This is a genomic window from Kribbella sp. NBC_00482, from assembly GCF_036013725.1.
In the GTDB taxonomy this organism is placed as follows: domain Bacteria; phylum Actinomycetota; class Actinomycetes; order Propionibacteriales; family Kribbellaceae; genus Kribbella.
This window is the reverse complement of sequence record NZ_CP107881.1, coordinates 2074065-2093453: the sequence shown is the minus strand read 5'-3', so window position 1 is coordinate 2093453 and position 19389 is coordinate 2074065. Positions and strand designations below refer to the sequence as shown.

The window sequence follows — 19389 nt, the reverse complement described above, 5'->3', positions numbered from 1 at the left end:
TGCGCTACCGTCGCTGCCATGGTGCACCCCGACCCCGACCCCAAGCCCGCCGCGACCGGCAACTCCGAGCCGGTCGCAGAAACCGAGGCGGCCGCACGGGTCGAGGCGGTCACGAAGCCGGAGGCGGTCGCAGAGCCCGCGGCCGAGAAGGTAGCTGCGGACGAGGACGAGGGTGACGAAGAGGCTGGGGACGAGGAGGAGGCCGAGCCGAAGCCGGATCCCGAGAAGGCCCGGAGCGCGCTCGACCGCCTGCTGTGGACCAGCGCCTGGCTGACCGTCCTGGTCGCCGTCTTCCTGCTGTCCGGCATGCTTCAGGCCGACGGCGGCTACAACGCCCTCGCCTGGCTCGGCGCGGTAGTGGCGATCCTGGGCCTGCTCGCACTCATCGCGGCGTACGGCGCCTGCGCGCTGAACCGCATCACGCTGCGAACCAAGATCGTCGGCCCCGCGGACCTGTTCCAGGTCAGCAGCCTCGTCGTCGTGATCGTCGTGATCTGCGGCCTGCTCGTACCGACCAACAACAGCGCCGCGCTCGCGATCCTGCTCCCGTGGGCCGTGACCTACTGGCTGCACGGCCTGACGAAGGAAGCGACGAAGGAACCGACTACGTGAGGTGCGCCCGCAGGTAGTCGAGGTCGGCCTTCTGGCCGTTGTCGGCGTTCGGGGTCTCGACGACGACCGGGGCGCCGGCGGTCTGCACGACCGCGACGATGTCGGCCGGGTCGATGTGCCCGTCCTCGAAGTTGCTGTGCCGGTCCGCGCCGGAGCCGAACTCGTCGCGGGACCCGTTCGCATGCACCAGGTCGATCCGTCCGGTGATCGCCAGCACCCGCTCCACGATCGACGGCAGCTCCTCGCCGGCCGCGTGGAAGTGGCACGTGTCCAGGCAGAATCCGACGTTCTCCAGCCGGTCGTTGCCGGAGGCTTGGACCGCCTCCCAGAGCCGCGCGATCCGTTCCAGCTGCCGGGCCATCGCGTTCTCACCGCCGGCCGTGTTCTCGATCAGCAGCGGCACCGGCAGCTCGGCGCGCTCGATGCACTTGCGCCAGTTGTCGAACCCGGCCTCCGGGTCGTCCTCGTCGCCGACGTGTCCGCCGTGCACGATCACGCCCTTGACGTCGATCTCCGCCGCCTTGTCCAGCGTCTGCTGCAACAGCTTGCGGCTCGGGATCCGGATCCGGTTGTTCGTGTTCGCCACGTTCAGCCGGTACGGCGCGTGCACGTAGAGGTCGACGCCCGCGGCCGCCGCCCGCTCCTTCAGCGCCTCCTCGCCGTCCGCATACGCAAGCTTGGGCGCCTTGTAGTCCTGCGGATTCCCCAGGAAGAACTGCACCAGATCAGCCCCCCGATCGGCCGCCTCGGCCAACGGGTCCTCCTGGTCCACATGCGCACCAAGCTTCACAGTCATACCCACACCCTAGAACCGCCCACGGACAAATTCCTCAGCAGCTCAATCCGTTGCGGTGGACCAGCCGGCGGAGCGGGTGATCTTGCGGTGGTCAGGGGGTGGGGGCTGGACGGGCCGGCCTTCGAATTCTGTGGACAGGACGATGTGAGTGTTCATCTCGCCGTGTTCGCCGAGGCGTTCGAAGAGGCCCTCGAGATGGCGCATCGACGTGACGCGGACGCGGAGCATCGAGCAGGAGTTGCCGCTCAGTTTGTGGATCTCCAGGACCTCGGGGAAGTCCTCGGCGCGGGTGGTCTTGAGCAGGCAGCGGCCCGTCGTACAGCGCATCTGGACGAACGCGGACAGCGGCTGGCCCGCCTTCGACGGGTCCACCTCGGCGCGGTAGCCGGTGATCACACCGGCCTCCTCAAGGCGCCGTACCCGATCCGCCACTGCGGGCGGCGAGAGGTTGACCCGCTTCCCGAGCTGGTTGAACGACAGCCGGCCGTCGGACTGCAGTGCGGACAGGATCTGCCAGTCGGTGGAGTCCAGTTCGCGCTCCTGAAAGGTCATCTGTCCAGAACACCTTCGATATCGACGGTCCACAAGGGCAGACGCCTTGTTTCGGGCATTCTTCCGGGCGATCAGCCTTCCTAGCGTTGTTGGCATGCTGATTCCCGTCGTTCTCGCCGCCGCCCTGATGAACGCTGCGATGGTCGCCGCCAGCGCGGTCAGCGCCATCCTGATCGCCGACGACCTCGGTCCGGCGCTGGCCGGGCTCCCCAACACCGCAGGTGTCCTGGGCACGGCTGCCGGCGCCATGGCGGTCGGCCGTTGGACAGCCCGGTTCGGACGCGCACAAGCACTCCGGACCGGGTACGGCGTCGGCGTCGCCGGCGGAGCGTTCACAGTCCTCGGTGCTGTCGGCGCACCAGTCGCACTGCTCTTCGTCGGCATGTTCCTGCTCGGTGTGGGCAACGCAGCGAGCCTGCTCTCGCGGTACGCCGCTGCAGACGCCGTACCGCTTGCTCGTCGTGCACGTGCGATGAGCACCGTGGTCTGGGCCAGCACACTCGGTGCAGCGGGCGGACCGTTCTTCATGGCGCCGTCGCAGTCGTTCGCCTCCGGGTTCGGGCTGCCGGCGATCGCAGGTCCGTTCCTGCTTGCTCTAGCCGCGGTCTTCGCCGCACTGGTCGCGTCGACGTACATCCGGCGTACCAGCTCGGACGACGCGCCACAGGTCCGTCAGGCGTCCGGCGGCCGACCTGTGCTGCTGGCGGCCGGGGTGATGATCGTGGGGCACCTGGTGATGGTGTCTGTCATGACAGCTGTCCCTGTGCACACCCACCAGCACCACGACGGGCTGGGACTGCTCGGGGTGATGCTGTCTGTCCACACCCTGGGGATGTTCGCGCTGTCTCCGTTGACCGGTTGGTCCATCGACCGCTTCGGGCCGCGTGCGGTGATGCTCGCTGGACTGGTCGGGCTGCTCGTGTCCGCCGTACTGGTCACCCGGAGCGGGCTGGTCTTCACACCGGCGCTGTTCCTTCTCGGCTACGCGTGGAATCTCTGCTACCTCGGCGGCAGCGCCCAACTGGGATCGGCCGAGCTGGAGAGCCGCGTAGAGTCGTCGATCTGGGCCGTGGCCGCACTCGCCACCGCCTCCTCACCGTGGCTGTTCACGCTCGGAGGGTTCCCGATCCTGGCGGTCGTCTCCGTCATTCTCGTCGTACCGTTGCTCGTCCTGGTGACGCGGAGTAGCCGGAACAGGCCTGTGGATATGGTCAGTCGGTAGTCCGAACGCTGGTACTCTCTTTGATGTGGCCCGGTCCATCGACCGGGCTCGTTGCTTGGCGTCGGCGGCAAGTGCCGGCGTGGAGCAGTCCGCATCGCCCTCCTGCCACGGAGAGACCGTGGCCGCCAAGTCCGAAGGAGGTGGAGTTCGCGCATGCGTCGTTATGAAGTCATGGTGATCCTCGACCCGGAGCTCGATGAGCGCACCGTGGAGCCGTCGATCGACCAGTACCTGAACATCGTCCGCAAGGAAGGTGGAACGGTCGAGAAGCTCGACATCTGGGGTCGGCGCAAGCTCGCCTACGACGTCAAGAAGAAGTCCGAAGGCATTTATGCCGTCGTCGACCTGACCGCCGAGCCGGCGGTCGTGAAGGAGCTCGACCGTCAGCTCACGCTGAACGAGTCGATCCTGCGCACCAAGGTCATCCGGCCGGACCAGCACTGAACCTCGGGCGTCAGGTGGTCTGGCGTCACACCACCCATCGTCTGCAGTACAGGAGGAAGTTGTCATGGCCGGTGAACCACCCATCACTCTGATCGGAAACCTGACAGGTGATCCGGAGCTGCGGTTCACGCCGTCCGGGGCCGCGGTCGCGAACTTCACGATCGCCTCTACTCCGCGGACGCTGGACCGGCAGAGCAACGAGTGGAAAGACGGGGAGACCCTCTTCATCTCGTGTGCCGTGTGGCGGCAGGTCGCCGAGAACGTCGCGGAGTCGCTGACCCGCGGTTCCCGGGTCGTCGTGCACGGGCGCCTGAAGGCGCGCAGCTACGACGACCGCGACGGGAACAAGCGCACCGTGTTCGAGTGCGATGTCGAAGAGATCGGCGCCAGCATGCGGTACGCGACGCTGAAGATCTCGAAGACGTCGCGTTCCGACGGTGGCGGTTTCGGTGGCGGTGGCGGCGGCAACCAGGGTGGCGGTGGCTACCAGGGTGGCGGCGGCCAGGGCGGCAACAACCAGGGCGGTAACTACGGCGGCGGCCAGGGTGGCGCCCCGCAGAACGACCCCTGGGCGACCCCGCAAGGTGCAGGACAAGGCGGTGGCGGCCAGGCCGCCTCGCAGAACGACCCCTGGGCCAGCCAGGGCGGCGGCTCGACGGAGGAGCCCCCGTTCTGATCGGCCCGCAATTCCGTTAGTGACCATTCCGGCATCCGTGCCGGGCTCTGGAAGTAGGAAGAGAGCACCACAATGGCCAAGATCATTCGGAAGCCGAAGAAGAAGGTCTGCGGCTTCTGCAAGGACAAGGCGACGTACGTCGATTACAAGGACACCGCGCTGCTGCGCAAGTTCATCTCGGACCGCGGCAAGATCCGCGCCCGCCGGGTGACCGGGAACTGCGTGCAGCACCAGCGCGATGTCGCGACCGCTATCAAGAACGCTCGTGAGGTGGCCCTGCTGCCGTACACGAGCACCGCTCGCTGAGGGAGGCGCGGACCATGAAGCTCATCCTGTCTCAGGAGGTCGAGGGCCTCGGGGCTCCCGGCGACATCGTCGAGGTGAAGGACGGCTACGGCCGTAACTACCTTGTCCCGCGCGGCCTGGCCATCGGCTGGACCCGCGGCGCCGAGAAGCAGATCCAGACGATCAAGCGGGCGCGTGACGCCCGGGCGATCTCGGGTAAGGAGCACGCGAGCGAGGTCAAGAACCAGCTCGAGCAGCTCTCCGTCACCCTGGCCGTCAAGGCCGGCGACACCGGCCGCCTGTTCGGCTCTGTCACCCCGGCCGACATCGCCACGGCGATCAAGTCCGCGGGCGGCCCGCTGGTCGAGAAGCGCGCGATCGCGATCGCATCGCCGATCAAGACCACCGGCAAGCACCAGGTTGCCGTCCAGCTGCACCCGGAGGTGGCCGCCACGGTCCGCCTCGAGGTCGCAGCCGGCTGATTTCTGCCTGAACGTTCAAGGCCCGCGTTCCCCGGTCGGGGGGCGCGGGCCTTGTCGTTGCCGGAATCGCTCTCAGGTCTTGGTCGGCTTCGGCCAGTCGACAGGCTGCGGCTCGACCACCTGTCCACTGGATGGCGTGACCTTGGGCCAGTCGACCGGCTCCGGCTCGACAGTGTCGGCGAGCGCCTGGGAGGGCGCCAGCAGGATGCCGACGGCAACCAGTGCGGTCATGACCCGCGCCGCGCGGCGCATTCGACGGTTCATTTCGCCGGATCCAATGCGTAGAGAACGGAGTTGTACACGATGACAGCGCGCTTGCCGACAACACCCCACGGCCGCGTGGTGCCCTCGTTCATCGGGTAGGTGTTCCAGTTCGGCGACACGGCGTACAGCTTGCTGCTGATCGTGCCGTAGAGCATCGATCCGCTGACCGACAAGGGCTGGAAGCCCGTGAGCCGCTTGGTGTTGTCCTTGGTGAGGGTGAGGTTGACGAGGCACTCGCCCCAGGCGGCGAACTTGCGGTTCGGGTCGGGGACCCAGTCCCAGCCGTCGGTGTCGCCGTTGCGTACCTTTCCGCAGCTCGCGACCATCTTGCCGCTCGCGGTCGAGTGCACCGACGGGATCGACTCCTCCGCCGGGTTCTTGGCGTTGGTCCAGAGGGCCTGGACGTAGTCCGGGCTCGCCGAGACCACCTGGATGAGCTGGCCCGCGCCACCTGGCGGCTGCAGATTCACAGTGACGATCTTCTTGCCCGGCTGCGTCCAGTAGAGCGGGCCGAGGTACTGCGCCATCAGTGTGCGGTCGCCTTCGGCGAGCAGGATCGTGGAGCTCCGCGGCTGATCGGGCGCCGTCTTGAGCTCGCCGCCCGAGATCACCATCGCCCCGGACTCGTCACCCAGCAGGACCAGCGGCGACTTGCCGAAGAACTGCACCTTGGCGCTGTCCGGCAGTTCGATCGTCTTCGCCTCGGCGCCGCCGCCCGCCCAGTAGTACAGGGTGTCCGGCGTCGCGATCGCCAGTACCTGCTTGCCGTCGATAGTGGTATAGACCGGGTTCTCGGCGTCTTTCGGCACCTTGTCCTGCCACAACACCTTGCCGTTGGCATCGAACACGGCGACCTTCTCGTCGGTCGTGAGGATCGCGACCTCGGTGCCGTCCGGCTTGATCGTCGGTGTGCTGTCCTCGGCGATGTCGACCGTCCAGCCCGCATGCGTCGAGTAGCCGATCGGCTGGGTCTTGGGGGCGAACTCGTCCGGGTGCACGTTCGGTCCGGGGAGCTCGGGCAGCTTGGGCGACTCGGTCACCTGCGGCGTGCCTTCGCCGAGCTTGCTGAAGACGGTGATGTACAGCGTCGTACCGGCGATCAGGACGACGGCCACGGCCATCGCGAGCACGATCGGCCAGATCGGCTTCTTGCCCTTGCGGGGATCGGTGTCGATCGCGTCGACCTGGCCGTCCGGGTGGATGACCAGCGGCCAGGAGGCACCGTCTGCCTCGACCGCCGTCGCCTTCACCGCGCGGCCCAGCTGGGCGGCCTGCTCGCTGACGAGCTGGATCGCCGCTGCTCGCGGATCGTGGTGGTTGACCGGGTGACTGCGCCCGGCGATCTTCACCTCGGCGTTGTGGTCGTCGTACAGCCGGATCGTGACCTTCGGCCAGGAGGGGATCTTCTCAGCCACGATGTCCTCTCATTCCCGCCACAGGTCTCCCTCGTTCATCCGGTTCCACCGTGCTCGTTCTAGCATGTCCCCCGCAGGAGGGCATGCCGGGGGATTCCGGGCATGCGAATACCACGCGGGCCGGTCGGCTCGACTGACCCCGACAAGGGGGTAGAAACATCCTCGCCTGTGGATGGGTCACGCAAGTACACCCGGAAAGCGAGAGAATACGGTGGGCAACAGCCTGTGACGGACCGCGAGAGGAGGGGCCATGACGCAGAACCCGTGGACACGAGAGCAGTCTCCGGGCCCGCAGCAACAGCCGTCGCCGGGCCCCGGACCTCAGCCGGACATCACCCCGCGGGGGCCGTCCGCGCCCCAGCACGGGGTGCCGGCGCCCGCGGAGGATCAGCGCCTGCCCAAGTTCGCGATTCCGGCTGCCGACACCCTGTGGTGGGTCGGTGTCCACGGCGGCTCCGGCGAGACCACGATGTCGGTCCTGCTGCCGGGGACGCGGGCGTCCAACCACCGTTGGCCGATTCCGCCGCCGCCGGTGCCGACGCCGGTGATCCTGGTTGCCCGGACCCATGGGTCCGGTCTGCGCGCCGCGCAGCGAGCCGCGATCGAGTGGGCCTCGGGTGTCGTCCAGGGTGTCGCCGTGCTCGGCCTGGTGCTGATCGCGGACGCTCCTGGCCGGCTGCCCCGCGTGCTCGACGACTTCGCGGACATCGTCGGCGGAGGTGTACCGAGAGTCTGGGACATCCCGTGGATCGAGGAGTGGCGCAGAGGGGAGGCTCCCACGCCTGACAACACGCCAGACGAGGTTTTCGAAGTTCTTGAATCCATCTACGCACTTCGCGCGTCAAACCCAGCGGACTACCCCGCCCCGTACTGAAAGGCACCAAGACAATGATGTTGCTTCACCACCTGGTTACCGAGCTCCCGAACTCGCTGCCCCTTGAGGCGCCTCCTGTAGAGGTGACGAAGGGCCTGAACAAGGTTCTCGGCTGGGTCAAGTGGATCGCGTACCTGATCTGTGCCCTCGGCATCATCATCGCCGGCGGCATGATGGCCATCGGTCAGCGTCGCGGCGAGGGTGGCGAGCACGCCGCCCGGCTCGGTTGGGTCCTGGCGGCCTGCATCGTCATCGGCGCGGCGACCGCCCTCGTCGACGCCCTGAAGTGACGCGGGCGCACGGACAGTTGCTCGGAGGCTGATCGTAGGTGGGACTGTTCAGCAGGGACACGGACTCCGACGGCGATTCCGACGGCGCGAAGACCAGCTTCCTCGAGGAGCGTGGCTTCATCGCGTCGGCGATCGTCGTCGGAGCAGTGCTGATCTGCCTGGTGGTCTGGTTCATGCTGGGTGGTCGTTCGGACAATCCGACGGCCAACCCCAGCCAGACACCGAGCACGAGCGCTCCTACCGGACAGCCCACCGAAGAAGAGTCGACCGAGCCTCCCGTGGCGACGCCGACCGTACGGCCGACTTCCACCCGGACGCCGCCGCCACCGCCGAACAGTCACACCGGCGGCTGCCACGACAAGAACCCGAACCAGGCGATCCCGCGGATCGCCGCACCCACCGCGGTCACCTGGCAGTTCGAGGGCGCGATGCTGATCCCGCTCCAGGCGGCCGCAGGCCCGGCGTCGACCAGCGCGAACGGCGTACGTTCCTGCTTCGCGCACTCGCCGACCGGCGCGGTGCTCGCGGCGATGGTCCTGCTCGGCCAGCTCCAGAACCAAGCTGTCGGCGTGGCCGCACTGCAGAGCCGGGTGGTGCCCGGCCCGGGCCGCGACGCGGCGATCGCTGCGTCCCGGCAGGCCGCGAAGACACCGAAGACGGCCAACGGCGAGGTTCAGTTCGCCGCCTTCAAGGTGCTCGACTATCAGCCGAACGCGACCCGGGCGCTCGTCCAGGTCGTCGCCGATCTGAACAACAAGGCGTTCGGCGCGATGCCGGTCACCCTGCGCTGGTACAAGAGCGACTGGTACGTGGAACTGCAGGAGGACGGCACGCTCAACGGCTCGGTCGAGCCGGACATCCTGTCCAGTCTCAGCGGCTACGTTAGGTTCAGTGGTTCATCATGATTGTCCTCGGATGCTCCGGGTGGCCCTGGGACTGGGACGACTGCTTCAAGGACGGCCTGCAGGCCGCGATCGAGTGGGCCTTCGGCACGTTCTTCGACTTCATCTTCGAGGCGATCGCCAAGGTCGTCATCGATGCCGTCGACTCGGTCCTGAAGGCCGTCGGCCTGCTCTGGGTCTACATCCCCACCCCGAACATCTCGGAGAACACGCCCGCGCTGTGGGTGCAGGGACACATCCAGTTCATCACGCTGTTCATCGCCGCGATCGCGGTCATCGTCGGTGCGGTCCAGATGGCGATCTCGCAGCGTGGTGAGGCGGCCCGCGACATCCTCAAATCGTTGATCACCCTGGTCGTGGTGACGGGGTCCGCGGCGGTCTTCGCGAGCACGCTGATCACGGCCGCGGACGGGTTCTCGAAATGGATCATCGACGAGGCGCTGAAGAAGGACGACCACAACTACGCGAAGAACCTGCTCGACGTGCTGGACGAACCGTTCGGGTGGTTGCTGGTGATCTTCGTCGGCATCCTGATGGTGATCACGGCCATCATCCAGCTGGCGCTGATGATCGTCCGTTACGCGATGCTCGTGCTGCTGGTCGGCATGCTTCCGCTGACCGCGGCGGCGACCAACACCGAGATGGGGATGACGTGGTTCAAGCGCGCGCTCGCCTGGCTCGCGTCGTTCATCATCTATAAACCGGTCGCGGCGATCATCTATGCCACCGCGATCAGCCTCATGGGTGCGGAAGGCGACGACGGGTCGGCCATCCTCAACGTCATCATGGGCGTGACGCTGATGCTCGTGGCAGTGGTCGCGCTGCCGGCCATTCTTCGTTTCGTCTCACCAAGGACGTCCTGACATGATGCCGCTCTCCGTCCTCGACTGGGCGATCGACCTGATGAAAGACATTCTCGGGGTCGTCCTCGCCCCCATCATGGAAGTGGTGATGAGGTTCGTGTTCAAGCCGATCCTTGATGCGATCGCCTCGGCGGTCGGGACGCTCATGAGCACGATCGCCACTTTTTGGGTCTATGTGCCGACCATCCCGATCGGGAACGAGGGCGATCCGAACACCAGCGGCAAACCGGCCAGCGACACGATCAGCTGGGTCTGGGACCACACGCAGTTCATCGCCCTCTTCATCGCCGCCATCGGGCTGATCGTCGGCGCGCTCCAAATGGCTTGGACCCAGCGCGGCGAGTCGGCCCGCGAGATGCTTCGCTCGCTGATCACGCTCGCCGTTGCCGCGGCGTTCTCGATCGCCGTCGCGCAGGCGCTGATCTCCGCCGGCGACATGTTCTCGAGCTGCATCATCAGCACCGCACTGGATTCGAATTCGAGCAACGGCAGTTGGGTCAGCGGCTGTCAGGAGATCGGATCGGGCGACGCGACAGCGTTCGGCACGACGATGGCGACGGTGCTCGGCTTCGGCGCGGTCGCCGCCCTCGCCGGTTCACCGCTGCTGATCGGCATCATGATCGCGGTCGGCATCCTCTGCGTGCTCGCCAGCCTGATCCAGATCGTGCTGATGGTCGTCCGCAGCGCCATGCTGATCCTGCTGATCGGCGTCCTGCCGATCGCGGCCGCCGCGACGAACACCGAGATGGGCCGGAACTGGTTCAAACGCATCATCTCCTGGCTGCTCGCCTTCATCCTGTACAAACCGGTGGCGGCGATCATCTACGCGACGGCGATCCGGCTGGTCTCGAACAACGGCGACCTGCACTTCGACATCACCGACCCGGAGAACATCGGCAGCCTGGTGATGAACGTCGTCACCGGTCTCACGATGCTGGTGCTCGCGCTGTTCGCGATGCCGGCGCTGATGCGCTTCATCGTGCCGATGGTCGGGGCGACCGCCGGAGGAGCTGGTGCCGGCATGATCGCGGCCAAAATGGTCGGGGCCGACAAGGCCGGTGACATGGTCAGCAAGGGCGCCGAACAAGGGTCTGACGGCGGTGGCGGTGGCGGCGGGGGTGACGGCCCCAGCGGTGCACAGAACGTCGGGAGGGCGTCGCAGCAGGCCCCGAGCGGCGGCGCCGGTGGCGCTGAAGGCGCGGCGGCCGGCGGCGAAGGCGCGGCTGCAGGCGGTGCTGCGGGAGGCGGCGCGGCGGGCGGTGCTGCCGGCGGTGGCGCTGCTGGTGGTGCGGCTGGTGGTGCGGCCGGCGGTGCCGCGGCTGCCGCTGGACCCGCCGCCGTCGCGGTGGTCGCGGTCAAGGCCGGCGTGGATGCCACGAAGGCCGTCGGCCAGATGGCCGCGTCCGAGACAATGGGCAACGACGAGATGGACCAGGGCGCCCAAAGCAGCGGCGGCGGGGGCGGAGGCGACGACGGCGGCGGCCCCAGCGGCAGCGGCGGTGGCGGCGACCTGAGCCGCGAGCGAGACCGCGGCCGCGACTACAGCAACGACGACCAGGGCAACCAACCACCACCACCACCACCGGACGGACCAAGTGGCAGCGGCTGAGAACGTACGACGCGCACCTCGCACCTACGGCAACTGGCGGAGGCCCGCGTCAGCGGGCATCGCCGGCCTGGGCATGCTCGGCACCGGCATCATGATGGGTGGCCTGCTGCTGGTCGTCATCGCAACGATGGTGGGCGGCATCAGGGCCGCGCTGGTCAGCCTGCTGATGGTGGGCGCGGCGCTCGGGCTGCTGATCACGAAGGACAAGCACGGGCATTCCACGCTGCAACGGCTCTCGACCCACATTGGATGGCAACGAGCAAAGATGGCTAAGCACAACGTTTACCGCTCCGGCCCGCTCGGCCGGACCGCCTGGGGCAAGTTCCAGCTTCCCGGCCTCGCCGCAGCCTCACAGCTGAGCGAGTACCAGGACTCGTACGGGCGCCCGTTCGCGCTCCTGTACTACCCGAGCACCCGGCACTTCACGGTCGTCATCAACGCCGAGCCCGACGGCGCCTCGCTCGTCGACGAGGAGCAGGTGGACATCTGGGTGGCGCACTGGGGCCAGTGGCTCGCCTCGCTCGGGCACGAGCCCGGCATCGTCGCCGCGTCGGTGACGGTGGAGAGCGCACCGGACACCGGCATCCGGCTGCGCCGCGAGGTCGGCAACAACATGATGGACGGGACGCCGGCGATCGCCCGCGCGATGCTGACCGAGGTCGTGCAGAGCTACCCCGAGGGCTCGGCGCTGGTCTCGGCCCGGGTCGCGCTGACCTTCAAGGGCACCGACCGGAGTGGCAAGCGGCGCAAGGAAGACGACATGGGTCGCGAGCTCGCGGCCCGGCTGCCCGCGCTGACCCAGAGCCTGAACGCGACCGGCGCCGGCGCTGCCCGGCCCGTGAGTGCACAGGAGCTGTGCGAGGCGATCCGGATCGCGTACGACCCGGCGTCCGCCATGCTCATCGACGAGGCCCGCGGCCAGGGCATGCCGCCCGAGCTGCAGTGGACCGACGTCGGCCCGGCCGCCACCCAGGCGTTCTGGGACAAGTACCGCCACGACTCCGCCTGGTCCGTGACCTGGCAGATGTCGCAGGCGCCGCGTGGTGAGGTGTTCTCGTCGGTGCTGTCGCAGCTGGTCGCGCCGCACGCCGACATCGACCGCAAGCGCGTGACACTGCTCTACCGCCCGCTCGACGCCGGTACGGCGGCGCGCATGGTGGAGGCCGACAAGCGCAACGCGTCGTTCCGCGCCACCGCGTCCGCGCGGCCGTCCGCACGCAACCTGGCCGAGGCACGGGCCGCCGACCGGTCCGCGCAGGAGGAGGCGCGCGGCGCCGGCCTGGTGAACTTCGGCATGGTCGTCACCGGCACGGTGATGAGCGCCGAGCAGATCCCGGACATGATCGCCGCGATCGACAACCTCGGCGCCACCGCGCGAGTTCTGCTGCGGCCGGCGTTCGGCTCCCAGGATTCCGCGTTCGTCGCGGCGCTGCCGCTCGGCATCGTGGTGCAGAACCACCTTTCGGTACCGGCAGGACTGCGGGAATCCCTATGATTGACCAAAGCACAGTGGCACCTGGGGAGTCACAGTGAGCAAAAAGCAGAAGAAGCCGGTCGATCCGTCCCGTCGCGGCAGGCGGCCGATGCCGCGTGGCTGGCCCGGCCCGGGCGGCGGCTATTCGACGTACCTGCAGGCTCCGCAGGAGTGGCGCGGTACGACGGTGCAGGTCTGCGGAATGTGGCCGTTCGCGGCCGGTACCGGCAGCCCGATGGTCGGCGTACCGATCGGCCGGAACATCCTCTCCGGCGCGACCATGTGCTGCGACCCGATCAGCTGGTTCATGCGGGCCAAGCTGATCTCGAACCCGTCGATGTTCGTCCTCGGCAAGCCGGGTCTGGGCAAGTCGACGATCACCCGGCGGATGGCGCTCGGCCTGGCCGGGTACGGCGTGATGCCGCTGGTTCTCGGTGACCTCAAGCCGGACTACAAGGACCTGATCGAGGCACTCGGCGGGCAGGTCATCCAGCTCGGCCGTGGTCGTGGCCACCTGAACGTGCTCGACCCGGGCGAGTCCCGGGAGGCCGCGCTCCGGTTGACCGGCAAGGCCCGCGAGGCGATCCAGGCGGACGCCCACGGCCGTCGGCAGACGATGGTCTCGGCGCTCATCGCGATCATGCGTAACCAGAACCCGAACGACCGCGAGGAGACCATCCTCGACGAGGCGCTCAAGGTCCTCGACGAGCGGTTCCAAGGTACGCCGGTACTCCGTGACCTGCTGCAGGTCGTGCAGGACGCCCCGGACCGGGTCCGCAACGTGGCCCTGGACCGCGGCAGCCTGGACCGCTACCGGCAGATCACCGAGGGCCTGGAGGCGTCGCTGATCGGTCTGGTCGGCGGTGGCCGGCTCGGCGAGATCTTCTCCGAGCAGACCGACAACCCGATCCAGATGGACCGTCCGGTGGTGTTCGACGTGTCCAACGTCGACGACTCCGAGACCAGCCTGCAGGCCGCCGTACTGCTGGCCTGCTGGTCGTACGGGTTCGGCGCGGTCGCGGTCTCGCAGGCGCTCGCGGACGCCGGACTGGAGCCGCGGCGGCACTACTTCGTCATCCTCGACGAGCTGTGGCGGGTGCTGCGGGCCGGGAGCGGTCTGGTCGACCGCGTCGACGCGCTGACCCGTCTGAACCGGCAGCGCGGTGTCGGCATGGCGATGATCTCGCACACCATGTCCGACCTGCTCGCGCTGCCGAACCCCGAGGACCGGATGAAGGCGAAGGGTTTCGTCGAGCGTTCCGGCATGGTCATCTGCGGCGGCCTGCCGCGCGCCGAGATGGACAACCTGACCGAGGTCGTGTCGATGTCCATGGAGGAGCAGAACATGCTCGTCGGCTGGCAGGACCCGCCCGCGTGGGACCCGGCCACCGGCAAGGAAGCCGCTCCTCCCGGCCGAGGCAACTTCCTGGTCAAGGTCGGCGGCCGGCCGGGCATCCCGGTGCACGTCGGACTCACCTCCGTCGAACGCGAGATCAACGACACCAACAAGCTGTGGACGACCGGCAACGACGGGAAGCCGCAGAAGGTCGAGGTCGCACCGGACGGCACCGAGCAGGTCGTCGGTGAGTACAGCCTGGACGACCCGATGCTGCTGCCGCCGCCCGATCCGACCACGCGCGTGGGGAGCTGACGAAGCATGGCGCAGGGCAAGAAAAGCACCGGCCCGGGTGCGATCTCACCCGAGGCCGTCCTGATCTTCGTGATCGTCGGCGCGGTCGCGCTGGTGGTCTTCTCGATGTGGGGCGCGCTGAAGGTCGCGTCCGCGATCAACGGCTCGCGGACGCCCGGGAACCCGTTCGACGCGATCGTCGACCTGTCGAAGGGGAATCTGGAGTGGTCCGGCGCGGCCACCGGCATCCTGGTCGTCGAGATCGTGGTGCTGCTCGGCCTGGTCGGCGGCGGGTGGATGTTCTTCCGGAACCGGGAGCGCTCGATCGGCCGGGTCGACCGGCAGGCGCAGCTGATGTCGAAGCGGTCCGAGATCTACAAGCTCACCCGCGAAGGCGCGCAGGAGAAGGCGAACCAGCTCGGCGCCGGGCACGCGGGTCCGGGCATCCTGATCGGCCGGACCGTCCGGGACAACCTCGAGGTCTTCGGCAACTGGGAAGACATGCACGTCGACATCTGGGGTCCCCGAACCGGTAAGACCACGTCGCGCGCGGTGCCGGCGATCCTGGACGCACCCGGCTGTGTCGTCGCCACCTCGAACAAGCGGGACATCGTCGACGCGACCCGCGGGCCGCGTTCGGAGAAGGGCCCGCTGTGGGTGTTCGACCCGCAGGAGGTCTGCGAGGAGCCGCCGAACTGGTGGTGGAACCCGCTGACCTACATCACCGACGAGACCAAGGCGCGTGAGCTGGCGGAGCACTTCGTCGCCTCGCAGCGCCAGGTGGGTGCCCAGACCGACGCGTTCTTCGACGCCGCCGGTACGGACCTGCTGGCCGGCCTGCTGCTCGCGGCCGCGGTCGCCAAGCGCCCGATCACCCAGGTCTACAGCTGGCTGGCCGACCAGCGCAACGACGAGCCGGAGCGGATCCTGCGCAACACCCCCGGTCTGCAGTTGTCCGCGGACGCCCTGTCCGGCGTCATCAACGCGCCGGACAAGCAGCGCGCCGGTGTCTACGGCACGGCCCAGCAGAGTGCCCAGTTCCTGGTCAACCGCAAGGTGACCCGCTGGGTCATCCCGAACGGCCCGAACGACAACCGGCCGCAGTTCAACCCGCACGAGTTCGTCCGCCAGGGCGGCACGCTGTACAGCCTGTCCAAGGAAGGCGCCGGTACGGCGGGCCCGTTGGTCACCGCGCTGACGGTCGCCGTCGTGGAAGCGGCGGAGCAGTTCGCCCGCGGTTGCCCGATGGGCCGGATGCCCAGCCCGCTGGTCGGCGTACTCGACGAGGCCGCCAACGTGTGCCGGTGGAAGAACCTGCCCGACCTGTACTCGCACTTCGGTTCCCGCGGCATCGTGCTGATGACGATCCTGCAGTCCTGGGCGCAGGGTCAGGAGTGCTGGGGCGACCACGGCATGCAGAAGCTCTGGGGCGCGGCCAACATCCGGGTGTACGGCGGTGGCGCCGCCGACTCGTCCTTCCTCGAGAACCTGAGCAAGATGATCGGCGACTACGACATCAGCTCGAGCTCGGTGTCGTACAACGAGGGCAAGCGGGGCACCAGCCAGCAGGTCCAGCGGCACAACATCATGGAGGTCTCCGACCTCGCCTCGATGCCGCCCGGTCGCGCGGTCGTGTTCCCGTCCGGGATCCCGGCCACGCTGGTGAAGACGGTCCCGTGGTTCACCCGGCCGGACGCCGGTGCGGTGAAGGCGTCGCTGGCGAAGTACGATCCGGGAGCGGCTGCGAACGTTCCGGTGAGCAACAACCCGTGGGTGGCTTCCAGCACCCAGGCACCTCCGCAGCGTGGTCCGGAGCGACCGGTCTGGGAGCAGAACGAGGGAGACAACCGCGGTGGATGGTGAGCAGGAGCTGTTCTACCCGCACGTCGCGGCGTTCGTGGAAGACCGGCTCATCTACCTCTACACGCGCCGGCTCGGGCAGCAGTTCATCTGGTGCCCCGAGTGGTACCGGCACGCGGAGGCGCTGAGCCGCCTGGACTCGATCTGGCGCGCTTGGGAGCACCTGCGACTGGACCCGGCCACCGGTATGTCGGTCTGGTGGCGTGACCATGCGGACCCGCACATGATGTCGCTGCTGGACCCGGACGGCCCGTTCGCGGCCTGCCGGAACAACCAGCACACCGACTACCCGATCCCGCCGCTCCCGGTGCAGGAGCCACCGGCCGGCCTGTTCTTCGACCAGCGGCAGCCCAACATCCGCGGGATCTAGATGTGGCGGTGTCCCGATTTTGGGTGGGGGGCAACCTGCTGCTGGCGTTCCTCGCCGAGCTGGTTGCCCTAGGCATCTTCGCGTGGTGGGGCTGGAGTGCCGGCGGCTCGACATTCGACCGCTGGGTGCTGGTGGTCCTGCTGCCGCTGGCGACCGCGGTGGTGTGGGGACAGTTCGCGGCACCGACCGCGCCTCGCGGTACGCCGGTCCGGCGATGGACCGTGAAGGTCCTCGTGTTCGGCCTGGCGGGTGCCGCCCTGTGGAGCCTGGGGCACCCGCTGCTCGCCATGGGGTTCGTCGTGGTGGTCGCAGCTAACCTGCTGATCATCCACACGCAGAAACTGCAGCCCTAGATCTCCAGGTCCGGCTCGCTCGACCGGTTCGGCTTCACGACCTTGCCCTGCTTGTTCCGGACCCGGCCGGGACCGCGGACGTGGCGGCGCGCCTGGGGGAGCTGGGCCTCCGGCGCCTCCTCCGGTGCCTTGCGGACGGCCTCGCTCGGGTTCGGCTGCGCCTCGCGGCGGTGCTCCCGCGCGGACGCGTCGTACTCCCGGGAGATGGTGTCGTCGCTGACGGCCTTGCGTTCCTCGATGGTGGCAGCGTTCTGGTACCGGCGGCCTTCCGCGACCAGCCCGGCGGATCCGACCTCGTCGCGGTGTGCTGCCGCCTCGTCCAGTTCGTGCCGGCCGTGGGCCCGGTCGCTGATACCCCGCTGTACGTCGTTCGTGGCGTACGACCGGTACCGGTCGCGGGCCTCTTCGTCGGCGTACGCAAGCTGGAACGCCCGAGTGGTCTCCGCGGTGGCGTCGAGCACCTCCTCGCGGCTGCGTCGCTCCGCGAGCTCCTGCTCCTCCTTGGCAGCGCGCTCGTCGATCTGTTCCGCGCGCGCCTCCGCGTCCGCTTCGTCGTCCCGGGCCTGTTCGTCCGCCTCTTCCCGGCGCTCGGCGTCTTCCTCCGCCAGGTCGTGGGTCGGATGCTTGCCGGCCTCTGAACGTGCCTTGGCGGCCCGCCGCTCACTCGCGGCCTCGGTGTCGTCGTCGCCCTGCTCCCGCTGATCGGGTACGAGCTCGACGGACTGGTCGTCGTCGGTGTCGGGCATGCCGCTCCTTTCCCTCTGCTCCACGATGCCGCACCGCAGGGTCAGCGAGTAGCCCCGGTGACCAGCCAGGTGTCGCGGCGCTCACGCGTGGTGAGCGTGAGGAATCGCAGCAGCATGTACCCGCCGAACGCCCACCACAGCGCCACGATCCCGCCGCCGAGCCAGAGCACCGCCAGCGCCAGGGGGACGTACAGCACGAGCGCGACGATTCCGGCGGCTGCGAGGTACCGTCCGTCCCCGGCGCCGATCAGTACACCGTCCAGCACGAACACGACCCCGTTGATCGGCTGCCACAGCGCGGACACGATCAGGATGGCGGCGAGCGTACGACGTACCTCGGGGTCGCTGGTGAACCACGGGACGTAGACGTCGCGCAGGCCCCAGAGCGCGAGGCCGCCGATCAGCCCGGAGAACAGGCCCCACCACATCATCCGGCGGGTGATCGCGCGGGTCCCCGCGACGTCGCCGGCGCCCAGCGCACGGCCGGTGAGCGCCTGCGCGGCGATCGCGATGGCGTCCAGGGCGAGCGCGAGGAACGACCAGAGCGTGAAAGCGACCTGGTGGGCCGCGACGGACGTCGTACCCAGGGCTGTGGCGACGAACGTGAGCAGGATGATCGCCGCGCGAAGCGTCAGCGTGCGGACGACGAGCGGGACGCCCATCTGCGCGGACGCGAGGATCCCGGGGCGATCGGGGCGGAGCTTGGCGCCGTCGCGGCGGGCGCCACGGACCACCACCACGACCAGCGCGACGCCGGCGCCGGTCTGCGCGAGCGCCGTACCCAGAGCGGAGCCCGCGATGTCCAGGTGGAGTCCGTACACCAGCAGGACGTTCAGCCCGATGTTGGCCAGGTTGGCGCTGATCGCGACGACCATCGGGGTCTTCGTGTCCTGCAGACCCCGCAGTACGCCGGTGGCGGCGAGCAGGAGCAGCATCGACGGGATGCCGAAGCAGGAGATCCGCAGGTACGTCACTGCGTGGTCGGCTACCTCCGGCGATGGGTCGAACGCTGCGATGGCCTGCGGCGCGAGCGCCAGCCCGAGGAGTGCGAGTACGACGCCCAGGAGCAACGCCAGCCAGAGTCCGTCGATGCCCTGGGCCAGCGCGCCCTTGTGGTCGCCGGCGCCGATCCGGCGCGCGACCGCGGACGTGGTGCCGTACGCGAGGAAGACGCAGATGCCGACGAGGGTCTGCAGGATGGTCCCGGCGACGCCGAGCGCGGCGAGCTGCGGTGTGCCCAGGTGACCGACGATCGCAGAGTCCGCGAGCAGCATCAGCGGCTCGGACACCAGGGCGAAGAACGCCGGCACGGCCAGCCGGAGGATCTCCCGGTCCTGTTCGCCCACCCATCGTCGACCTCTCACCGGAGCGAGGTTACCCACGACTCGCGGGCGCGTCGGAAATTGATCTCAGACTTTTTCTTCTCCACAGTTGTGAACTAGAGAAACCGCAGGTCACGGGCCTGTTGTGGGTTCTTGTCCGCAGATATCCACAGGGTTGTGCCCAACCTGTGCACACCCCTTCCGGGGGTTATCCACGATTCGTCCACAGGGGGTGTGGACGACCGAGTGGCCAGGGACGACGCGAGCGGCGTACGGTCGCGAGGCCTGTCGCCGAAGACTGTCGGTGGGCCTGGCTAGAGTTCGATCAGGTGTTCGAACCGGCCGGCG

At 68.5% G+C, this 19389-nt stretch carries 22 protein-coding genes; 16 read left to right on the top strand and 6 right to left on the bottom strand.

Going from position 1 to position 19389, the window contains the following annotated elements; translation table 11 throughout:
- Positions 1-18 precede the first annotated feature (18 nt).
- Positions 19-612, top strand: a complete 594-nt coding sequence (locus tag OHB24_RS10565) for a hypothetical protein (protein ID WP_327638786.1) — start codon at positions 19-21, stop codon at positions 610-612.
- On the opposite strand, the gene OHB24_RS10560 is transcribed toward OHB24_RS10565, so the two are convergent.
- Positions 605-1408: a deoxyribonuclease IV gene (locus OHB24_RS10560; protein WP_327638785.1), complete on the bottom strand. Its 804-nt coding sequence runs from the start codon at positions 1406-1408 to the stop codon at positions 605-607. The two genes, OHB24_RS10565 and OHB24_RS10560, sit on opposite strands and share 8 nt — an antisense overlap.
- Before the next feature lie 42 nt (positions 1409-1450).
- Positions 1451-1960: an Lrp/AsnC family transcriptional regulator gene (locus OHB24_RS10555; RefSeq protein WP_327638784.1), complete on the bottom strand. Its 510-nt coding sequence runs from the start codon at positions 1958-1960 to the stop codon at positions 1451-1453.
- 94 nt (positions 1961-2054) lie between these two features.
- Here OHB24_RS10555 and OHB24_RS10550 point away from each other — a divergent pair, with 94 nt between their 5' ends.
- The 5 genes from OHB24_RS10550 to rplI all read left to right on the top strand — a co-directional run bounded on the left by OHB24_RS10550 (position 2055) and on the right by rplI (position 5069).
- On the top strand, positions 2055-3182 hold the full coding sequence (locus OHB24_RS10550) for an MFS transporter (RefSeq protein ID WP_327638783.1): 1128 nt from the start codon (positions 2055-2057) through the stop codon (positions 3180-3182).
- 153 nt (positions 3183-3335) lie between these two features.
- Positions 3336-3626, top strand: coding sequence for a 30S ribosomal protein S6 (gene rpsF, locus OHB24_RS10545; RefSeq protein WP_130386399.1), 291 nt, complete (start codon positions 3336-3338; stop codon positions 3624-3626).
- Positions 3627-3690: 64 nt separating this feature from the next.
- The gene (locus OHB24_RS10540) at positions 3691-4302 is read left to right on the top strand and encodes a single-stranded DNA-binding protein (RefSeq protein WP_327638782.1); all 612 of its coding nucleotides are present in this window, start codon (positions 3691-3693) and stop codon (positions 4300-4302) included.
- Between the two features lie 72 nt (positions 4303-4374).
- Complete coding sequence (gene rpsR, locus OHB24_RS10535; RefSeq protein ID WP_012924539.1) at positions 4375-4608, top strand: 30S ribosomal protein S18; 234 nt, start codon at positions 4375-4377, stop codon at positions 4606-4608.
- 14 nt (positions 4609-4622) lie between these two features.
- On the top strand, positions 4623-5069 hold the full coding sequence (gene rplI, locus OHB24_RS10530; RefSeq protein WP_327638781.1) for a 50S ribosomal protein L9: 447 nt from the start codon (positions 4623-4625) through the stop codon (positions 5067-5069).
- A 72-nt stretch (positions 5070-5141) separates the two neighbouring features.
- On the opposite strand, the gene OHB24_RS10525 is transcribed toward rplI, so the two are convergent.
- Together OHB24_RS10525 and OHB24_RS10520 are read right to left on the bottom strand one after the other, a co-directional pair.
- Entirely contained in the window at positions 5142-5333 is a 192-nt protein-coding gene (locus OHB24_RS10525) for a hypothetical protein (protein WP_327638780.1), read from the bottom strand.
- Positions 5330-6748 carry a hypothetical protein gene (locus tag OHB24_RS10520; RefSeq protein ID WP_327638779.1) on the bottom strand — a complete coding sequence of 473 codons (1419 nt, stop codon included), beginning with the start codon at positions 6746-6748 and terminating at the stop codon, positions 5330-5332. The genes OHB24_RS10525 and OHB24_RS10520 overlap by 4 nt, the downstream gene beginning before the upstream one ends.
- A gap of 250 nt (positions 6749-6998) precedes the next feature.
- Here OHB24_RS10520 and OHB24_RS10515 point away from each other — a divergent pair, with 250 nt between their 5' ends.
- From OHB24_RS10515 to OHB24_RS10470, 10 genes are all read left to right on the top strand, one after another.
- Positions 6999-7622 carry a DUF6668 family protein gene (locus tag OHB24_RS10515; RefSeq protein ID WP_327638778.1) on the top strand — a complete coding sequence of 208 codons (624 nt, stop codon included), beginning with the start codon at positions 6999-7001 and terminating at the stop codon, positions 7620-7622.
- A gap of 83 nt (positions 7623-7705) precedes the next feature.
- Positions 7706-7912 (top strand): hypothetical protein, encoded by a 207-nt coding sequence (locus OHB24_RS10510; protein WP_327638777.1) that lies wholly within the window; start codon positions 7706-7708, stop codon positions 7910-7912.
- Between the two features lie 38 nt (positions 7913-7950).
- Positions 7951-8817, top strand: a complete 867-nt coding sequence (locus tag OHB24_RS10505; protein ID WP_327638776.1) for a hypothetical protein — start codon at positions 7951-7953, stop codon at positions 8815-8817.
- Positions 8814-9677, top strand: a complete 864-nt coding sequence (locus OHB24_RS10500) for a hypothetical protein (protein WP_327638775.1) — start codon at positions 8814-8816, stop codon at positions 9675-9677. The genes OHB24_RS10505 and OHB24_RS10500 overlap by 4 nt, the downstream gene beginning before the upstream one ends.
- A gap of 1 nt (position 9678) precedes the next feature.
- Positions 9679-11286 (top strand): hypothetical protein, encoded by a 1608-nt coding sequence (locus tag OHB24_RS10495; protein WP_327638774.1) that lies wholly within the window; start codon positions 9679-9681, stop codon positions 11284-11286.
- Positions 11273-12781 (top strand): SCO6880 family protein, encoded by a 1509-nt coding sequence (locus OHB24_RS10490; protein ID WP_327638773.1) that lies wholly within the window; start codon positions 11273-11275, stop codon positions 12779-12781. The genes OHB24_RS10495 and OHB24_RS10490 overlap by 14 nt, the downstream gene beginning before the upstream one ends.
- Before the next feature lie 34 nt (positions 12782-12815).
- On the top strand, positions 12816-14411 hold the full coding sequence (locus OHB24_RS10485; RefSeq protein ID WP_238154896.1) for an ATP/GTP-binding protein: 1596 nt from the start codon (positions 12816-12818) through the stop codon (positions 14409-14411).
- A gap of 6 nt (positions 14412-14417) precedes the next feature.
- The gene (locus tag OHB24_RS10480) at positions 14418-16253 is read left to right on the top strand and encodes a type IV secretory system conjugative DNA transfer family protein (protein WP_131336525.1); all 1836 of its coding nucleotides are present in this window, start codon (positions 14418-14420) and stop codon (positions 16251-16253) included.
- Positions 16243-16620 (top strand): DUF4913 domain-containing protein, encoded by a 378-nt coding sequence (locus OHB24_RS10475; RefSeq protein ID WP_130386388.1) that lies wholly within the window; start codon positions 16243-16245, stop codon positions 16618-16620. Before OHB24_RS10480 ends, OHB24_RS10475 begins: the two co-directional genes overlap by 11 nt.
- A gap of 8 nt (positions 16621-16628) precedes the next feature.
- Positions 16629-16973 carry a YrdB family protein gene (locus OHB24_RS10470; RefSeq protein WP_327638772.1) on the top strand — a complete coding sequence of 115 codons (345 nt, stop codon included), beginning with the start codon at positions 16629-16631 and terminating at the stop codon, positions 16971-16973.
- Here the strand turns inward: OHB24_RS10470 and OHB24_RS10465 are convergent.
- Positions 16970-17719: a hypothetical protein gene (locus tag OHB24_RS10465; protein ID WP_327638771.1), complete on the bottom strand. Its 750-nt coding sequence runs from the start codon at positions 17717-17719 to the stop codon at positions 16970-16972. The genes OHB24_RS10470 and OHB24_RS10465 overlap by 4 nt on opposite strands.
- Before the next feature lie 41 nt (positions 17720-17760).
- Positions 17761-19083 (bottom strand): MATE family efflux transporter, encoded by a 1323-nt coding sequence (locus OHB24_RS10460; protein ID WP_327638770.1) that lies wholly within the window; start codon positions 19081-19083, stop codon positions 17761-17763.
- Positions 19084-19389 lie beyond the last annotated feature (306 nt).

Bases quoted from the DNA above. Each gene is read 5' to 3' on its own strand.
- rplI (WP_327638781.1), top strand. From the start codon at position 4,623: ATGAAGCTCATCCTGTCTCAGGAGGTCGAGGGCCTCGGGGCTCCCGGC.
- OHB24_RS10560 (WP_327638785.1), bottom strand. From the start codon at position 1,408: ATGACTGTGAAGCTTGGTGCGCATGTGGACCAGGAGGACCCGTTGGCC.
- OHB24_RS10480 (WP_131336525.1), top strand. From the start codon at position 14,418: ATGGCGCAGGGCAAGAAAAGCACCGGCCCGGGTGCGATCTCACCCGAG.
- rpsR (WP_012924539.1), top strand. From the start codon at position 4,375: ATGGCCAAGATCATTCGGAAGCCGAAGAAGAAGGTCTGCGGCTTCTGC.
- OHB24_RS10550 (WP_327638783.1), top strand. From the start codon at position 2,055: ATGCTGATTCCCGTCGTTCTCGCCGCCGCCCTGATGAACGCTGCGATG.
- OHB24_RS10500 (WP_327638775.1), top strand. From the start codon at position 8,814: ATGATTGTCCTCGGATGCTCCGGGTGGCCCTGGGACTGGGACGACTGC.
- OHB24_RS10565 (WP_327638786.1), top strand. From the start codon at position 19: ATGGTGCACCCCGACCCCGACCCCAAGCCCGCCGCGACCGGCAACTCC.
- OHB24_RS10540 (WP_327638782.1), top strand. From the start codon at position 3,691: ATGGCCGGTGAACCACCCATCACTCTGATCGGAAACCTGACAGGTGAT.
- OHB24_RS10515 (WP_327638778.1), top strand. From the start codon at position 6,999: ATGACGCAGAACCCGTGGACACGAGAGCAGTCTCCGGGCCCGCAGCAA.
- rpsF (WP_130386399.1), top strand. From the start codon at position 3,336: ATGCGTCGTTATGAAGTCATGGTGATCCTCGACCCGGAGCTCGATGAG.
- OHB24_RS10525 (WP_327638780.1), bottom strand. From the start codon at position 5,333: ATGAACCGTCGAATGCGCCGCGCGGCGCGGGTCATGACCGCACTGGTT.
- OHB24_RS10465 (WP_327638771.1), bottom strand. From the start codon at position 17,719: ATGCCCGACACCGACGACGACCAGTCCGTCGAGCTCGTACCCGATCAG.
- OHB24_RS10495 (WP_327638774.1), top strand. From the start codon at position 9,679: ATGATGCCGCTCTCCGTCCTCGACTGGGCGATCGACCTGATGAAAGAC.
- OHB24_RS10555 (WP_327638784.1), bottom strand. From the start codon at position 1,960: ATGACCTTTCAGGAGCGCGAACTGGACTCCACCGACTGGCAGATCCTG.